Origin of the sequence: Synechococcus sp. BIOS-U3-1, from assembly GCF_014279975.1 — a bacterium.
GTDB lineage: Bacteria > Cyanobacteriota > Cyanobacteriia > PCC-6307 > Cyanobiaceae > Synechococcus_C.
The window spans coordinates 215173-231612 of the sequence record NZ_CP047936.1 but is presented as its reverse complement, the minus strand read 5'-3'; the positions used below and the strand labels follow the sequence as shown (position 1 = coordinate 231612).

Sequence of the window (16440 nt, the reverse complement as noted above, 5' to 3'; positions counted from 1 at the left end):
TGGCTGCATTAGCTGTCGAGAGCTTCAATCGGCGCCAGACGCGGATCGAGGATCTTGGGCCCCATGCCAGCAAATTTCACCGCGATCGAAACCTTCTCGCCACTGCCGAAGGTGTGCGTGACTTCACCTTCTCCAAAGCTGCTGTGCATCACCCGGTCTCCCACACTCCAGCTCTTTCCAGGAGCAGGTCCAGCCTGACGGCGACGGACAGCGTTGGCAGGCGCACTACTGGGACTGGGAGTGTCGCGGTCCACACGGGTGAGCCGATCAAGACGTTGCTCACGACGGATTGCTGCTCCGCCGGTGCGGGGGATTTCGCCTTGCACCAGAGCTTCCGGTAGTTCGGATAAAAACACACTGGGCACGGCCGGTTCACGCATTCCGCCCCAGAGTCGGCGCTCGCTGGCATGGGACAGGAACAGCCGTTCTTTGGCCCGGGTAATGCCCACATAACAGAGGCGTCGCTCCTCTTCTAAGGAGGCAGGATCATCCAGCGATCGATAACTGGGGAAGAGCCCCTGCTCCATCCCCACCAGGCAGACCACAGGAAACTCCAGGCCCTTGCTGCTGTGCAGCGTCATCAATGTGACACGATCGGCTGCAGTGTCTTTGCTATCAGCATCGCTGGCCAGGGCAGCTGACGCCAGGAAACCCTCGAGATCGCCTTCATCGTTCTCTTCCTGATACTGCAAGCCGGCATTGACCAACTCCTGCAGATTGCGCCGGCGCTCTTCGGCTTCATCGGTGCCCTCGGTGATCAGCTCACTGACGTAGCCGCTTTGCTCCATCACCTGCTGAATCAGTTCCGAAGGCGCCGTGTTGTGAACGCGCTCGCGCAGCCCATTGATCAGTTCACAGAACTGCAGTAGCCCCTTAGCCGAGCGGCCTCCCAAGGAGCGCACCGCTTCCGGGTCGCTCACCACATCCCAGAGCGGAATTCCCAGCTGACTCGCCGCATCCGTGAGCCGCTGAATCGTGGTTTTGCCGATGCCTCGCTTCGGGACGTTGATGACCCGCAACAGGCTGACGGTGTCAGCCGGGTTGATCATCAGGCGCAAATAGCCGAGCACATCCTTGATCTCACGGCGGTCGTAAAAGCGCAGACCACCCACCACCACGTAGGGGATCCGCCAACGCACCAGCGATTCCTCCAGTGCTCGAGACTGGGCATTGGTGCGATACAGACAGGCCATGTCACCCCAGCTCAGCTCGGGATTGGCGGCTTCCATCATGCGAAGCCGATGCACCACAGCTTCGGCCTCGGCAATCTCGTCATCGCAGCGGGTGAGTGAAATCAACTCCCCTTCGCCACGGGTGGGACGCAGCACCTTGTCGATGCGCTCGCTGTTGTTGGCAATCAGAGCATTGGCCGCCTCCAAGATCGTTGCGGTAGAGCGATAGTTCTCCTCCAGCTTCACCATGGTGCGCGTAGCATCGTCCGGCGCCTGGTCGCCGAAGTCGTCCTGAAAGCCCATCAGGATGGTGAAATCGGCAGCACGGAAGCTGTAGATGCTCTGATCGGCATCCCCCACCACAAACACCGAACGCCCTGACCAGTTGTCGTAAACCTGGGGTTCCTTGCCATCGGTGACAAGAAGCTTGATCAGGTCGTACTGAGTGCGGTTGGTGTCTTGATATTCATCCACAAGCACGTGGGCGAAGCGGCGATGCCAGTAACTGCGAACCTGCTCGTTCTGCTGCAACAGCTGCACGGGAAGCAGCAGCAGATCATCAAAGTCGAGAGCGTTATTGGCAGCCAGGGCCTTGCGATAGCGGCGATAAACATCCGCTGCGAGCTTGCCGCGCTGCCCCTCGGAGTTGGCTTCCATCTGCTCCGGGAGCCAGCCCTGGTTTTTGGCGTTACTAATCGCCCAGCGCACCTTCTTAGGCTCAAAACGCTTGGGATCGAGCTGCAGCTCTTGGGTCACGATCTCCTTCACCAGGCTCTGAGCATCGGCCTCGTCGTAGATCGAGAACTGCTTGGTCCAGGTGAGTCCCTCTTTGTCTTTGAACTTGTCGATGTCGTAGCGCAGCATGCGCGCGAACAAGGCATGGAAGGTGCCGATCCACAGCTCCTTGGTGACCTCGCGGTAAATACGCGAGCGCAGCTGACGCTGCTCCACAGGTGGCAGGGTGCTCCAAGGCTGCCCGAACTGACTCTGCGCCAGTCGCTGAGCAAGAAGCAACTCCAACCGCTCTTTCATCTCCCGAGCCGCCTTGTTAGTGAAGGTCACCGCAAGGATCTGAGACGGATCAGCTCCGTGTTCACCGATCAGATGAGCGATGCGATGGGTCAGAGCCCGCGTTTTGCCACTGCCTGCACCGGCCACCACCAACAACGGCCCCTCGTGATGATCCACTGCCCGGCGCTGGGCGTCATTAAGGCCGGCTAAAAAACTCATTATGTTATTCTAACTAATGCAAATGATTTTTGCGATTCAAATTAGCTAAAGTTCATTGCTAATTAAGCTGATGCGAAAGAAGACTTGTAAAGGACCAAGATCGGCAATTTTTGCAATTACTTAAGCCTGACACAACCTTAATGGGCTTAATCCCAAAGACATGATCCCTTGTTGAAAGCAAGACCCCGTGAAACCCAAACTTCCTCTTCAGTACCTTTTTTCACAAACGCAACAAGCGCTGCTCGATACCCAAGCGCACAATGCATTGCTCTCGGCAGGAATCATCTTACAAATTGAACATTCAACGAAAGAACTCGGCGTAGGCCTGACCATCATATGGATCAGCATCACATTCCTGACAAAGATTTGGCAAAATGGCAATCAAACAAATAAAAATCAATCAACTCTGTATGCTTTGCTATTAGGCTTACTATTAATCCAAACCAGAACAATTCTAAAAATTGAAGACGAATATGGACTAACTCAATACTTTTTGATTGGCCTAGGGATAGCAGCAGCGGCAGGCTTGACGCTTCAACAGTGGAAGCGACTTTTACAATGGATGGGGGCAACTTCTCTACCTTTACTGGCACTTTTTGGACTACAGCAACTAGACGTCTCAACTAATTTTTTCCAACAACTCGGCATCAATTCAACCGCAATAGTCCAAGCATTTTCAGATATCGACGAACTCAGATCTTTTTTACAAGAGACTGTGTTCTCGTTTCTTGCAATCTCAGGAATTATCGCAGGACGAATGTCAAGCAGCTTAAAGGGAAAAATAATGAGCTATTTGGGCGCCGCGGGCGGCTTCGTATTATGCCTCATAACAGACTCAAGGATGGCCATCATTGCTCCGATTTTAAGCATCATCCTTGGCATTGCGTTGTCTCATACTGGCAAAATAAGGAAATTACAGACAAAAACAAAAATTATTTTTGCATCAACGTTTATGGCCTCTATTTTAAGCATTGTTCTCGCAGTCGCAATATCCCCAGTCATCAAAACAACACCTGACCTACCAGCACTAGCTAGCGACAAAGGGCGCGTAAATATTGCATTGTGCTGGGCAAATTCAATGCTCTCTGGCAACAATCGTTTTATTTACGGGTCTGGTCATAACAAGGAGTTCATTATGCAAAGGTGCACAGATGAAAAGGTAGGCATTTTTTGGAGCAAACCAGGCAGAACAAGGGGTCATGCACACAATGTCTTGGCACACGTGATGGGCCTACATGGTCTCTTTGGCATCTTTGCTTTAACGATACTTTCCAGTGTCTACGTCAAAGGCCTTATTGGCTACATCAAAGTAGAGAAAATTTTTAATTATTTGCCCCTCACTGTTGCACCCTGGAGCGAAGCAATTATAACAATGGGGGTTTTTATAATAATCTGCAGTTTTAGTACGACCTTTTTCGTTTACAACCATACCTTACAAGTTATAATTGGCTTAGCTCTTGGCATGCCGTTAGCAAGTAGTACGCTGCTTAAGCATAATAGTTGACATTAATTCTCCAGACATAACTTCATTAGGCCGGTCAAAACTTACATCTAAAGGGATTGCTTTATTAAAGACATCAGACTTGAAACAGTCTGTACAACAGAAAACTTTTTTTCAGCATAGTCCTTACCAGCCCGTCCAATTGCTTGGCCACAATCCGGCATCTTAAGAATATGCCCCACAGCATCAGCAAGTGCCGAGGCATCACATTCATCAACAAGAAAGCCTGTAATCCCCTCATCTACCATTTCAGGAACGGCTGCCAATCGCGTCGAAACAACAGGCAAAGCAGCATTCATCGCCTCAAGAATAACGGTTGGCAGATTATCCATTCCACCACCATCATCACTCACACAAGGAAGGACAAACACGGAAGATGCATTGAGCCTGGAATTGACTTCTTGCCAAGGCAAAGCCCCAGCCAGTTCGACACAGTCATCTAATCTCAACTGCTGAATCTGGTACCTTAAGTCATCCTCGAGTGGACCATTGCCAATGATTTCACAATGAAAATCTAATCCACTATCTCGCAGCAATGCACAAGCTTCGACAAGGTATTGAAAACCTTTCTTCGTAATCAGTCGACCTACAGAAACAATTTTAGGGGGTAAAGTTTTGGCCCCACTTGCAGGCAAGCATCGAGACTCCATACCATTATAAATTCTATGAATTTTCGCGGAAGAATCAGGACACTGGATCAAAAGCCACTCACGCGAAAAATCTGAAACGGTGACAACAAATGAGGATTGATCGACGAGATCCTGAAGAAGCAAAGGATCATCATTGCTGCAGAACATATCGTTTGCATGGCCAGTGAAGCTATAAGAAATCCCATAAAACTTGCTCATCCACCAAGCCGTTCGTGCTCCGATCCCTGCAAAATGGGTATGGACATGCGTAATACCTTGCTCCTTCAATTCGCGACCCAACCAGGCAGCTTCGTAAAGCCGATACTTGCCCTTTTTTTCACCCCAACGCTTCACCTGCCAAATGACGGATAAAGGAAAATCACCAAGCATAGCTCGCGTTGAACAGAACATCTGCTTCAACTGATCACGATCCGGTAGATAACGCGTTCTAGCGGCAAGTTCAACAGGACAATCCTCAGAGAAGTCATCCGGATAGCGCAACGACCAGATAGGCATTGCTCCCATCTGCCTTGACATCTCCTCAACTTCTCGGAAACAAAATGTTTGCGTCAGCGATGGAAAGCGAGCGAAGAGATAGGCAAACGTCACGCTGACCAACCGAACAGCTTTGAAAGCAAATATACAGGCAAATGGCAACTATTCAACAATTGTTTCAAACATTTTGCAAGCAAAATGCCCCTGCAACAACATCCCCACACAGCAAAATAGCCATGATCACAATCATGCGGAAATAGCTTAGAACCGTCACAAAGCCATGTCTGCCTCGGCAACGCATCAAATGGCAAAAAGCTTGTCAGAAAAAAATAGTTATCGATCAACACCATCAAGCCTCTACAACACAACAGGTGTTATTGAAAGCCAAACGTCAATTGATCAATAACGCGGCAATGGTGTAGCCCTAGACTTCAGCTCAAAACACAATCGACTGGGTTTTTATACTGAACTCAATCACTCCTGAATGCCTATTCACATCCCCCAATGACGCCCAACACTTGATGACACCATCAGGACTAAAGAACACTCCCATACAAGACCATCTCAGAATGCTTCTGCTCGGTCCCTCCATCAAACTGGAAAGCCTGTTGCGTTTTCGTTAGCCAGTCCAAACCAAGCTGACTTGAAAGGAGGACATCACGATGCGAAGTCTGCTTCGCGAATGGCACTGGCACCGACACCATAAGAAGCTGATTGACATTCAACTCTTGGTGCTTGACGTTGATGGCGTACTGACGGATGGAGGCCTGTGGCTAAATCAGGATGGGGAGCTTCAGAAGCGGTTTGATGTGCGCGATGGGCTGGGCCTACGCCTGCTTCAACAAATTGGAATTTCACTGGCATTTCTAAGCGGCGGACAAGGCGGGGCCACTGAACGACGTGCACAACAACTGGGCATCCAACACTGCCTCGTGGGAGTCCACGACAAACCCCAGGCACTCGTGGCACTCCAACGGCAACTGCAGGTGACTCTTGAACAGACCTGCTTTGTGGGTGATGACCTCAACGACCTTGCAGTACGCAATCACGTTGGTCTACTGCTCACACCCTTTGATGGCTGCCAACCCATGCGCCACCAAGCTGATGCTGTGCTGTGCCAACGCGGGGGGCATGGAGCCGTGCGCGAACTGGCGGAGCGAATTTTGCAGGCGCGAGGTTACTGGGCAGCACTGCAACGCCACGGTTGGCGGGATCAGAACGTCTGAGCAAAGAACCGATCACAGCCGCGCAAGTATTGGACAAACAGGACGTCTCACCTGATGCCCATCAACGCCTGATCACGCGAAAGACGTAAAGCCTCGCCAAGTTGGGGGCCGGGAGAGATGCCCTGAGCGATCAGTTCCCTCGCGCTTTCAGTTGCCCCAACATGACGCCAGCGCCCCCACCAACGCAACAACGGACGCCAGCAAGGCAGGTTGTCGACGACGGCCAAGGCCACCACCTCAGCAGGCCACCGATCCTGTTCCAGGCGCCTTGTCCACTCCAAGGTCCCCCAGCTGCCCCAAGGCTGTGGCAACACATCCAGCACAATCCAACGACGCAACTCAAGCAACGCTTCAAGCCAGCGCTGCTGCTGGCCTGGGATCTGCAGTCTCAAAGCGAGCTCGCGAGGATCTGAAGCGGCTGCCACTAAAGCGGCCAGAGCGGGAAGGCCCAATCTCGAGGCCTGATGCAGACGACGGATCAGCCTGGGATCGCTCTGCAAGCAGGGATCTAACAGAGGCATCACGGACCAGGACCGCAGCAAGCCCAAGGCTTCTGCCCATGGTTCACGATCCAGCAACAACTCCAGCTCCATCCGCAACCGGGTTCCGAGTGCAGGAGGCACAGAATCAACGGGATCACCCAAACGCCAAGCCCAAGGCCACAAGCCGATCGTGGAATGCATTTGGAGCAATGCTGTGGGAGCAGGGCTGAAACCAAGACGAGCGCAGTAACGGGCCGCCCTCAACACGCGAGTCGGATCATCCTCAACGCTTCTTTCATGCAAGAAAGCGAGCTGACGCATGGCCAGATGCTGCTGCCCATCAAAAAGATCCAACAGAATCTGATTGCCATCAGCCTCCAACACCAGCGCCATGGCATTCACCGTGAAATCCCGACGAGCCAGATCCTTTTCTAAAAAACTGTTATGCACCAGGGGGTTTTGTCCTGGAGCGGGATAGATCTCAGTGCGAGCAGCTGCTAGATCCAGCAGAACACCATCCAGAACCAGTTCAGCGGTACCGAACTGATCATGCAGACGCAGATCAGTTACACGAACCAGACCAAGAGTCTCCTGAAGACCAGAAGCAAGCTGGGAACAAGACCCCTCGTAGACAAGATCGAGATCAGGCAGCGTTTGGCCAGGAGCCTGATGCATGTCATGGAGCAGGGCATCACGCACCGCGCCGCCGACAAGAGCAAGACGAGCCTTTCCTTTCACCTGCGCCACCAGAGAAGGAATGAGATCAGGGGGGATACCCGGGAGAGCTGACGCAGAAACGCGTGTCATGGTCTGTCTATAGGAAAGTCATTCGCCCTACCTGCTTCTGCTGCTCATCTGAATCGGTTTGTGAACAGCTGTTTTCAACAATGTAGGTGGCGATTGTGTGACCCACCTTGATCAAAATCAGCGGCCCGAGTCGTTTCGGGGTCTTCAGCTGCGGAGCATCCATTGAGGTGATCGCTGTTAGGGGAGAACTTTGCTGAGCACAACTTTTGATCAAAACATTGAAGACGTTGGTAATAGTCTGGTGTTGCGGGTCGTTGCCAATCAAGAGCAGAACTGGACACAGCGCCACCAATGATTTCCATCGCTTGGGCATAGGTTACGGCGGGGCCAGGGATGAGACCTAAGCTTTCACCTTCAGCTCAGACTCCATGCCTGCAAGGCAGGTTGCCCTCGGATCAATCACCTTTGCCAACGATGCTCCCTTTGTATTGATCGGTGGCATCAACGTGCTGGAGTCCAAGGATTTCACCTTGGACGTCGCAGGTGAGTTCGCAGCCATCTGCCGACAACTGGAGATCCCTCTGGTGTTCAAGGCCTCCTTCGACAAAGCCAACCGGTCATCCATCCACTCCTACCGGGGGCCTGGCTTAAAGGAGGGTCTCAAGATCCTCCAGGCAGTCAAAGAGACTCACGGAATCCCTGTGATCACGGACGTTCATACCCCGGAGCAGGCAGCCCCTGCGGCAGAGGTATGCGACATCATTCAGCTTCCAGCTTTCTTGGCCCGTCAGACAGATCTGGTCAGGGCAATGGCCCGCACCGGCTCAGTGATCAATATCAAAAAGCCCCAGTTCTTGAGCCCATCCCAGATGGGCAACGTGGTGGAGAAATTCCGTGAATGCGGCAATGAGAAGCTGCTGATCTGCGAACGCGGCAGCAATTTCGGTTACGACAATCTTGTGGTGGACATGCTGGGCTTCGGGGTGATGAACCGAAGTTGCGATCAGCTGCCACTGATTTTCGACGTCACCCACTCTCTGCAGTGTCGAGAACCGGGAGGAGCAACGTCCAGCGGTCGACGCAGCCAAGTAGTGGAACTGGCCAGGGCTGCGATGGCCATAGGTCTTGCTGGATTATTTCTTGAAGTACATCCGAATCCAGCTCAGGCCCGATGCGATGGACCGAGCGCTCTGCCACTGTCCCAGCTGAAGCCTTTTTTAATCCAGATCAAAGCTATTGACGACCTAGTGAAGTCCCTGCCAGCACTCAGCATTCGATGAGCAAGACATCTTTGAAGTCCACAGATGCCCCCAGCCTTAAACCTCTGAAATGGATTTGTGGCATCACCATCCCTTTAAGCCTAATTGGCTTGGGATTGTGGGGATGGATGCTCAAGAATCGGGACAATCTTCCTGCTATTGGAACTGAAGCCAGCCAACGATTACTGGGACAGTACCTGGCGACAGCACACGACATCTTTCTGATCCTTTTGGCAATAACCGCGGTTCTCCTGGTGAGGTTGATATCGAAATTTCAACGAAACGAAGCCACCGAAACAGGACGATTACAAAAACCCCCTTTGCAGGCCTTATTTGATTTTGCAAAAGAGCAACCCATTGCTTTAAGCCTTTTTGCGGCCTACACCGTAGCCATGGTTCAGGGCACAACCTGGCTTTACCCAGAGCTGGTGGGTTGGTACAGCGATGTAGTGAGCGATCACCTACTCAATAATTTTTCATTCCATTCCGAGTTCATCAGCGAAACCATGCGGCGAAGAGATTTTCGCTTTTTCCCTCTCGCCCATCAAGATCTTCATGTCCTGAGCTGGTTCACCGCCTACGTCAAAGTCTGGATGCTTGTCAGCGCAGCAGAACTCATTGCAATCGTGGTGCTTTCCACTCGCTTTGTCAGGCGACTGAGCTCCATCGATGACAAGCAGGGTGCGGGAATACTGATCATTACGGCTTTGCTTTTAATGATTCATCCTTCAACTGCAGAGGGATTTTTTCAGCTGATTTACTGCGAAAGACTTCTTACGCTTGTCTTCATTCTTTACGCTTCATCATACCTTCACTATCAGAAAACCAACAGTAATGCATCGTTCTATAGCACTTTTTTGTTCGGATTGATTGGTATTTTTATCAAAGATATTGCAGCCATACTATTCATCATTCCCCCAATCGCTTCAATCGCATTCGGGTTTCTTGGCTGGGACAAAAACCATGATCAATGGAGCCTGAAAAGCACAAAAAAATTCCTCAAGGACTACCGTCTTGAATTATGGCTTCTAACGCTTATTTCAATTTTTATATTCAGCTATAGCTATCTCTCGCTTCTGCCAAGCTCCTACATTAGTCAAGGATCATATTCTGACAAATCAGAAAGCAGTATTGAGTTTGACTGGAGATTCACGTTCTTAATCCTTCTCACCACCAGCCGTTTAATCATGGCTGGACTTGGACGTCTACGACTCCACTTATTGGATGCTTTAAACATCGCTTCAATCAGCTACGCAGGAGCTCTTTTTATCCTGGTGAGCTTTAAAAGCTACTCATACCTAAGCCTCCCCGTACACCTCGTGACAACCCTGAACGTTGTTTGGATCTGGAGCTCCGCATTAGCCCCACAAATCAATCGAAAACTTCCATGGCGAATCACCGCTGCCATCGGCACAACTGCAGCTGTGATTGTTCTAATCCTTGAATCAAATCAAGGCCAACCATCATTCATCAAGACAGTCCAATGGATTAAAAGTCGACAATCTTCTTGGCTTGGAGCTTACATCAGAGTCAATGAAATAGCGAGAGAAATCAGACAAAAAGGAGAACCAGTGAATATTATCTATAATAGCAATTCTTGGTTTTCGCGAAAAAGACATCTAGGCAAAATTAATTATGATCGCCTGATTGGATTCGACCCAGACGACAACTCACTTCGAATCGAAGATGGAATCGATAGAGGAGCCCAATACACTCCTCTACCTGGAGATTTAATCCTCAATATTGACAAGTCAATTTATAGTTTAAAGCCAATTTTTTCTAACAGTTCTCACGAGCAGCTTTACAGGCACAACAAAACCGACGACAGCGGAGCTATTTACAGATTGCAGCCCTGAAACACCAACAAAGCTTTCCACCTCAACGAATCGATTCAATCAATGATGATTGACACTAGCGATTGCGCGTGATGACTTGATGGATGAGCTCAGAGATTTGGTTGAGATGATGACTAATGGTGAATCTCTCCTCAATTCGACGGCGCCCACAATCTCCAAGCGTTGCCGCTAATTCTGGGTTCAGAATAAGTTTGGCCATTGCTTGAGCCATAGCTGCTTCATCCCCCTCATCCACCAGATAGCCGCTCTCTCCCTCAAGAACCACATCGGGAATGCCCGCATGACGGGTGGCAACCACGGGCAACCCACTGAGCTGCGCCTCCATCACGGCCACAGGGTTGCCTTCACTGTCACCATCTGGAGCCACCAGCGAGTGCTGGACGAAAGCTCGTACCTCACGCATCAATTCAGCCACTGTCGCCTGAGGTTGAACGCCGAAGAAATGCACACGATCCTGCAGACCCAGGGCAATCACCAAAGCTTGCGCCGGCTTCAGCAGCGGACCATCACCCACCATCCATAGGGCCAACGTCGGTTCCCGCTCGCCCAGCTCCCCGCAAAGCTGGGAGAAGGAACGAATGGTGTGTAGAGGACCTTTTTTGGCCACAAACCTCCCAACAGCCAACAGCACCGGGGGAGCGGCCGCCGGAGCACTGCCATGGAACAGATCGGTGTTCGCTCCTGAAGGACTGATCAAAATGCGCTCCGCTTGAGCCCCTAGTGCCATCAAGGTGTCAGCCATCGGTCGCGATTTCACAATTACGCCGTCAGCAATCGACATCAAGCGGCAATATCTCTCCTTCAGAACATCCAAACGACGACGAGAGGATGCATCCGATCCTCGAAAATGCACCAGCATCGGAACATCGCTCCAGGCACAAGCTTCCATCACACGCACCGCCTCAAAACCAAATTCAGCCTGCACTGCATCCGGGCGATCTCGACGGATCAGTAACCAGGCAACGAGTGCTGCGGGCCAAGAAGCAGCACGAACCATCCCGAGTTGCGTCAACAGCTTGCTCATAACAATCGCAGTGGCGTATAGCGACTGCCAAGGCCTGAGGAGAGACCACTCATCGCCGAAATAGGCGATGCAGCGCATGGGCAATCCTGCGAGATTGGCACGAATGAAGGTCTCACTCGTCGCCCGACGGGTTGGAGCAAACACAAGCAAAGTGGGCCTCTTCGATCTGCTCATCCCTCTTTCGGCAACGCCAAAACGGAGCGCCAACATGGCTCAAGCACGCTCCAATCCATCGCTGCCAAAGTGGATCGTGCTTCGGCACCACAGCGCTCGCGCAAACCCTGATCCAGGATGAACCGCTCCAAAGCGCGGGCTAGGGCTTCGACATTCTCAGACGGCACAACAAATCCCTCCACACCATCACGCACCATCTCGAGAGGGCCCGGGGATGCATCGCTCACCACAGATGGCAAACCAAAGGCCATGGCTTCCAAAAGGGCATTCGGCATCCCCTCAAACCTTGATGGCAGAGCAAAGATGCTGGCCCTACGAAAAAAGGTTTGGGTATCAGTACGAAATCCTTCAAAAGACACCACGTCATCAAGCCCAAGTTCAGCGCTGAGCCTTTTCAGTGCAGTGCCTTCAGGCCCCTCACCAACCAGCGTCAGCCTCCAGCCATTGCGACTGGAGGGAACTATCAAGGCAAAGGCACGCAATAACAGATCAAGGCCTTTTTGAGGCTGTAATCGCGCAAGAGCAAGAATCTCTTGCTGGCGCCGGTCTGATGTCAGCTGCTGCTCCGACACTTCAAGACTGGTGGGCACTGGGTTAGGCAGCAGCTCCAGGCGCTGCCATTGCCCCATCAATTTGAGAGCTTGAATCACACCATCAGTGTTGGCTGTAACGACATCAGCTCGGCGATAACAAAGCCGCCGGAGCAGTGACCAGACTCGATCCAGGCGCTGCAGTGCAGGGTCATTACGCTCCGACACAACCAAGTGAATCGGAAGATCCCAAGCTGCCAAGCAGCACAAAATATTGGTCCTAGTGAGCATCGACAGCAAACGTTGAGGACGCTCCTCTTCGATCAGCACTTTCAAACTGCACAATCGCTCTGCGCCCAAACTGCTGGCCCTTCGAGAGAACAACGTGGAGGCGAGACCATCACTGCCAGGTCGAATTCTCGACTCAAACCAGGGACTCAGGAGCAGGAGTTGAGCTCTGATCAGTAAGCGATGCGCTTTAAGGAACTGAGCAACACCAAAACGTCTTGCCCGGGCCATCCAAGAGCGATTCCAACCATCACGCAACAGGGGATGCGAGTTGGATTCAGGGCCGAGTTCCTGATGGATCACACCATGAGGAATGGCATGCCGCACGGGATGACCATGAATGAGGGTGACTACTTTCACGCGATAACCCTGAGCCGAAAAGTGCTCTGCGGCGAGGAGTCCAACCTTCTGCGCACCGCCGGCACCGAGATGAGGGAGCACAACCCAAAGATCATCCATGGCGCAACCGGAGCAGAGCTTCTAGAAACTCATTGCGCAGACATGCGGCGTCATAACGCTCCCTCACCCGCGCAGCCCTCTCACCCAAGCGAAGGCATTGACCGGGATCTGCCAGCAAGCCAGCGATGGCCGCACCCCAGTCATCGGATGTCGCCTGTGAAGACAACAGCAAGCCATTCTCTCCGTGAAGGATCAAATCTGCCGGACCAGTCAGACAGTCGCTGGCAATGCAGGCACATCCGGCAGCCATGGCCTCCAGCAACACGTTCGGGAAGCCTTCATACCGCGAAGGCAACACAAACACAGTGGCCCTGGTGTACCAACGCGCCATGCTCCCGCTCACACCTGGCATCAGCAAGCGTTCCTGCAGATCGGAGTCCTGGCCGAGCAACTGGCGCAACCATCTCTGCTGATCAAATCCGTGGTATTGCCCCGGCGCCAGTCCAAGCAGCGCTAAGTGCAGATCAGGATCGCATCGACCCAACTCAGCAAACACCGGCATGAGGCGATCGAAACCCTTCTGATGTGCCTTGGTGCCAGCAGCCAGAATCAGAGGCTGCCTTGGTGCAATGAATTCAGAGGGCTCGAGTACGGGCTCGCGATCGGGCAGCGGCCAGGTCACGGAATTCGGTAAAAGCTGCTGCCTATGAACAGCACAGTTCTCGCGGAGCCAGAGCCCTGTTTCCCTGGTCTGTATCAGATGAAGATCAGCTAATGGATAGGTCAGGCGACGTAGCCAACGCCAAGGCAAAGAGATGGGCTTTGCCGGTGGGTAGTTGCGCTCAGACACCACGGTTCGAGTTGAAAGGCCAACGGTGGCGAGCAGCAGCTTCACCGCTGGGAGTGTGGTGACTCCCACCGCCAGATCAATGCGGTGGAGACGCAGCAACTGACGCAACGCAAGCACGCGAAAAGGAAAGGCAAACCAACCCAACCAGCTGAGCTGTCGAGGCAGGGGCGGCTCCACCACGCGTTCAATGCCCTCAGGCAAGGGGTAAGCATCCGACTGAGGTGCCTGTCGAGTAACGATCAGCACCTGCCAACCCTCCTGGCGACACCAGCTTGCCCACTGCAAAAGAACTCGTTCAGCACCTCCGAGCTTCAGGGAATCAATGGTGAAAGCAACCCGGACCTCAAGCATTACAAGTGCCTAAGCGACTGAAGAAAGCTCCTGGCTCGGTCGGACCGCTCATAGCGGTAATCCAGAACATCAACGAAGTCCAGAGGAGCCACCAACCATTCCAACTCTGGACGTACCTCCACGTCTTCTGAAGACCAGCAGCGGGACTGGAGCATCGCCACCACCGCGTCAGCAAACTGGCGATGGCTTGCCTGAGATTCATTCAAAACATGATCAAAACGCTCAGCATGGAAGGCCTTGCTGAGACGCTCCATCTCATTGACCACATGATCAAAACAGGAGGCATCCTCCGCATGCCAGGCCATGACTGCCGCGACCGTGAGACTGCGCATGATTGTGCACATGCTGCGCGCAACAGTGGTGCAGTCGATCGCGAAAGGGTCATAACGACACGTCATTGCCAGCACTTCGATCGCAGCCAAGTGGAGCGCTTGCGTGTCCTGGAGAGCTATCAAAGCCCGTAGACGGGCGAGTTGAGCCGACATCAGCAGCTCAACCCTGTTCTCATGATTTTGCTTCAAACATCTGTATAGATCAGGATCTGCCTGCAAGGTGACCAGGATGTTCCCAAGAGCATCAACACCACGGCTTAACGCCTCTGAATCATTGGATTCCATCGCCAGATAGGTGCTGACCACCGTGCAATAGCCGGCGTAATGAAGAGGAAGAGCAGTGCTCGAGGCCAGTGCCTCAAACATGTGCAGCTGGTCATGGCGACCACCAGGGCGAGAGTGACGATGGAACAACAACTGATGAAGGACATCAACAACACCGTCCTCATGCCAGATCCTTTCAATCAATGCAGATCCACCGCTGTGATCTCCAACCGCGAGGCGCTTCCTGGCTAGTGCACTCAAAAGGGTGATATTGGTGGGCTGATGCGCCAGCAAGGAGCCCAGGATGTGCTGGCTCATCTCAGAACAGCCCAAGAGCTCCAACAGACGCAGCCCTAACAAACAAAACTGGGCAGAAAGCTTTCGACGGCTGAACTGAACACGCACTCGGTGAAGTGGAGGAGCCTGAGGTGCGAGAGGCAAATCAGGCATCAGACCGTGACGATCCAAACAATCGAGCATCGCCTCGGTTCGCGTGCGGTAGGTCTGCAGACCTGCACGCCGCAGACGCTGTTCAAGAGTGGGGCCTTCTCCTGCCAAAGCACAACGAATCGCTGCTTCAAACGACACAGCGTCGGGAGGGCAGAGCAGTGCCACATCCGACTGATCTTGAAGAGAGGGAATCGCAGTGGCAACCACGGGGCGACCGGCCGCTAAGTACTCAAAAAATTTCATTGGGTACATATGCCGCGTGTACTCATTGAGCTGAAGAGGCAGCAAAGCAACATCGGCGTAGGCCAGATAGGCGGGCAGGGCGCTGTAATCCCTCGTTCCGAGCAAATGGACATTTTCAAATCGACGCCAACTGCTGACGTCCGTGCTCGGATCGGCTTCACCGACTGGACCAATCAAGAGGTAAGTCCAGTACGGCGTTCTTTCCATCAACACCTCAAGCATGGACAGATCAAGCTTGTAGGAATCGATTGCACCAATAAAGACCAACACCGGACCACTGGTTTGAGGCCAGTCATCAGGCCGTTGGATCGGAGGGGTCAGCGCTTGTCCGAAATGGTCCGCATCTGCAACATTGCCGAACCCATGGCTGCCGGCATTCAGCGGCCCAAGAGCTGCCAACAACTTGGGCGAGGTTGTGAAGAGTGCACTGGCCTGCGCGCAGAGATCCCGTTCCGCATCTTCCAGTTGCTGTACGGGCATGCCTGGTTGAGCCTGGATTCGGTCAACGCAGAAGTAAACCGCGGCCTGAAATGCGTGAAATCTTTTCAGCCCTAAATAAGCAAGTGTCTGAGGGTTGAAGGTCCACAACAGAGGTCGACGAAGGTCCAAAACGCAATCAGCCAAAAACAGGCTGAAGTTCAGGCTCCAACGATTGAATCGACCCTGGAGGCCGCGAGACTGTCCTGGAAGCACCAAGGGTGAAACAACCCAGACCCCAGAGCGCACCTTCCTGGGCAGCCGAAGACCACGTCGGAGCCGCCGCAAAATCCTTCCCATATCGGAACGATCTACACGTGGTCCACGGACTCCAAGCGAATCGACATAGAGGACACGATGCCCCAGATCAGCCAGAGCAACGGCCACATGCTGTTTGTTGGTCCAAAGGGGGTGGTCCCAGTCGGCAGTTGCGAGGACAACAAAATCAGACATGAAGCGGA

General features: G+C 52.7%; 12 protein-coding genes. 4 read left to right on the top strand and 8 right to left on the bottom strand.

What is annotated here, in order from left to right:
* Positions 1-8 precede the first annotated feature (8 nt).
* Positions 9-2402 carry a UvrD-helicase domain-containing protein gene (locus tag SynBIOSU31_RS01035; protein ID WP_186491438.1) on the bottom strand — a complete coding sequence of 798 codons (2394 nt, stop codon included), beginning with the start codon at positions 2400-2402 and terminating at the stop codon, positions 9-11.
* A gap of 187 nt (positions 2403-2589) precedes the next feature.
* Between SynBIOSU31_RS01035 and SynBIOSU31_RS01030 the strand changes: the two genes are divergently transcribed.
* Positions 2590-3906, top strand: a complete 1317-nt coding sequence (locus tag SynBIOSU31_RS01030) for a hypothetical protein (protein WP_186491437.1) — start codon at positions 2590-2592, stop codon at positions 3904-3906.
* 47 nt (positions 3907-3953) lie between these two features.
* On the opposite strand, the gene SynBIOSU31_RS01025 is transcribed toward SynBIOSU31_RS01030, so the two are convergent.
* On the bottom strand, positions 3954-5141 hold the full coding sequence (locus SynBIOSU31_RS01025) for a glycosyltransferase (protein WP_186491436.1): 1188 nt from the start codon (positions 5139-5141) through the stop codon (positions 3954-3956).
* Positions 5142-5689: 548 nt separating this feature from the next.
* Between SynBIOSU31_RS01025 and SynBIOSU31_RS01020 the strand changes: the two genes are divergently transcribed.
* Positions 5690-6253, top strand: a complete 564-nt coding sequence (locus tag SynBIOSU31_RS01020; protein WP_186491435.1) for a KdsC family phosphatase — start codon at positions 5690-5692, stop codon at positions 6251-6253.
* A 47-nt stretch (positions 6254-6300) separates the two neighbouring features.
* Here the strand turns inward: SynBIOSU31_RS01020 and SynBIOSU31_RS01015 are convergent, their stop codons facing one another.
* Positions 6301-7542: a CCA tRNA nucleotidyltransferase gene (locus SynBIOSU31_RS01015; protein ID WP_186491434.1), complete on the bottom strand. Its 1242-nt coding sequence runs from the start codon at positions 7540-7542 to the stop codon at positions 6301-6303.
* Positions 7543-7549: 7 nt separating this feature from the next.
* Entirely contained in the window at positions 7550-7855 is a 306-nt protein-coding gene (locus tag SynBIOSU31_RS01010; protein ID WP_186491433.1) for a hypothetical protein, read from the bottom strand.
* 55 nt (positions 7856-7910) lie between these two features.
* Between SynBIOSU31_RS01010 and kdsA the strand changes: the two genes are divergently transcribed.
* The gene (gene kdsA / locus SynBIOSU31_RS01005; protein WP_186491432.1) at positions 7911-8762 is read left to right on the top strand and encodes a 3-deoxy-8-phosphooctulonate synthase; all 852 of its coding nucleotides are present in this window, start codon (positions 7911-7913) and stop codon (positions 8760-8762) included.
* Complete coding sequence (locus tag SynBIOSU31_RS01000) at positions 8759-10597, top strand: hypothetical protein (protein WP_255477296.1); 1839 nt, start codon at positions 8759-8761, stop codon at positions 10595-10597. Before kdsA ends, SynBIOSU31_RS01000 begins: the two co-directional genes overlap by 4 nt.
* Before the next feature lie 55 nt (positions 10598-10652).
* Here SynBIOSU31_RS01000 and SynBIOSU31_RS00995 read toward each other — a convergent pair whose 3' ends face one another.
* From SynBIOSU31_RS00995 to SynBIOSU31_RS00980, 4 genes are read right to left on the bottom strand one after another with little or no spacing between them, the layout of a single operon-like run.
* Positions 10653-11795 (bottom strand): glycosyltransferase, encoded by a 1143-nt coding sequence (locus SynBIOSU31_RS00995; protein ID WP_186491430.1) that lies wholly within the window; start codon positions 11793-11795, stop codon positions 10653-10655.
* Complete coding sequence (locus tag SynBIOSU31_RS00990) at positions 11792-13072, bottom strand: glycosyltransferase (RefSeq protein WP_186491428.1); 1281 nt, start codon at positions 13070-13072, stop codon at positions 11792-11794. Before SynBIOSU31_RS00990 ends, SynBIOSU31_RS00995 begins: the two co-directional genes overlap by 4 nt.
* Positions 13065-14213: a glycosyltransferase gene (locus SynBIOSU31_RS00985; RefSeq protein WP_186491426.1), complete on the bottom strand. Its 1149-nt coding sequence runs from the start codon at positions 14211-14213 to the stop codon at positions 13065-13067. The genes SynBIOSU31_RS00990 and SynBIOSU31_RS00985 overlap by 8 nt, the downstream gene beginning before the upstream one ends.
* Entirely contained in the window at positions 14213-16432 is a 2220-nt protein-coding gene (locus SynBIOSU31_RS00980; protein ID WP_186491425.1) for a glycosyltransferase, read from the bottom strand. The genes SynBIOSU31_RS00985 and SynBIOSU31_RS00980 overlap by 1 nt, the downstream gene beginning before the upstream one ends.
* Between the last annotated feature and the right edge of the window lie 8 nt (positions 16433-16440).

Coding starts and splice junctions, on each gene's coding strand:
- SynBIOSU31_RS01035 (WP_186491438.1), bottom strand. CDS start 2,402: ATGAGTTTTTTAGCCGGCCTTAATGACGCCCAGCGCCGGGCAGTGGAT.
- SynBIOSU31_RS01020 (WP_186491435.1), top strand. CDS start 5,690: ATGCGAAGTCTGCTTCGCGAATGGCACTGGCACCGACACCATAAGAAG.
- SynBIOSU31_RS01015 (WP_186491434.1), bottom strand. CDS start 7,542: ATGACACGCGTTTCTGCGTCAGCTCTCCCGGGTATCCCCCCTGATCTC.
- SynBIOSU31_RS01010 (WP_186491433.1), bottom strand. CDS start 7,855: ATGCCCAAGCGATGGAAATCATTGGTGGCGCTGTGTCCAGTTCTGCTC.
- kdsA (WP_186491432.1), top strand. CDS start 7,911: ATGCCTGCAAGGCAGGTTGCCCTCGGATCAATCACCTTTGCCAACGAT.
- SynBIOSU31_RS01000 (WP_255477296.1), top strand. CDS start 8,759: ATGAGCAAGACATCTTTGAAGTCCACAGATGCCCCCAGCCTTAAACCT.
- SynBIOSU31_RS00995 (WP_186491430.1), bottom strand. CDS start 11,795: ATGAGCAGATCGAAGAGGCCCACTTTGCTTGTGTTTGCTCCAACCCGT.
- SynBIOSU31_RS00990 (WP_186491428.1), bottom strand. CDS start 13,072: ATGGATGATCTTTGGGTTGTGCTCCCTCATCTCGGTGCCGGCGGTGCG.
- SynBIOSU31_RS00985 (WP_186491426.1), bottom strand. CDS start 14,213: ATGCTTGAGGTCCGGGTTGCTTTCACCATTGATTCCCTGAAGCTCGGA.
- SynBIOSU31_RS00980 (WP_186491425.1), bottom strand. CDS start 16,432: ATGTCTGATTTTGTTGTCCTCGCAACTGCCGACTGGGACCACCCCCTT.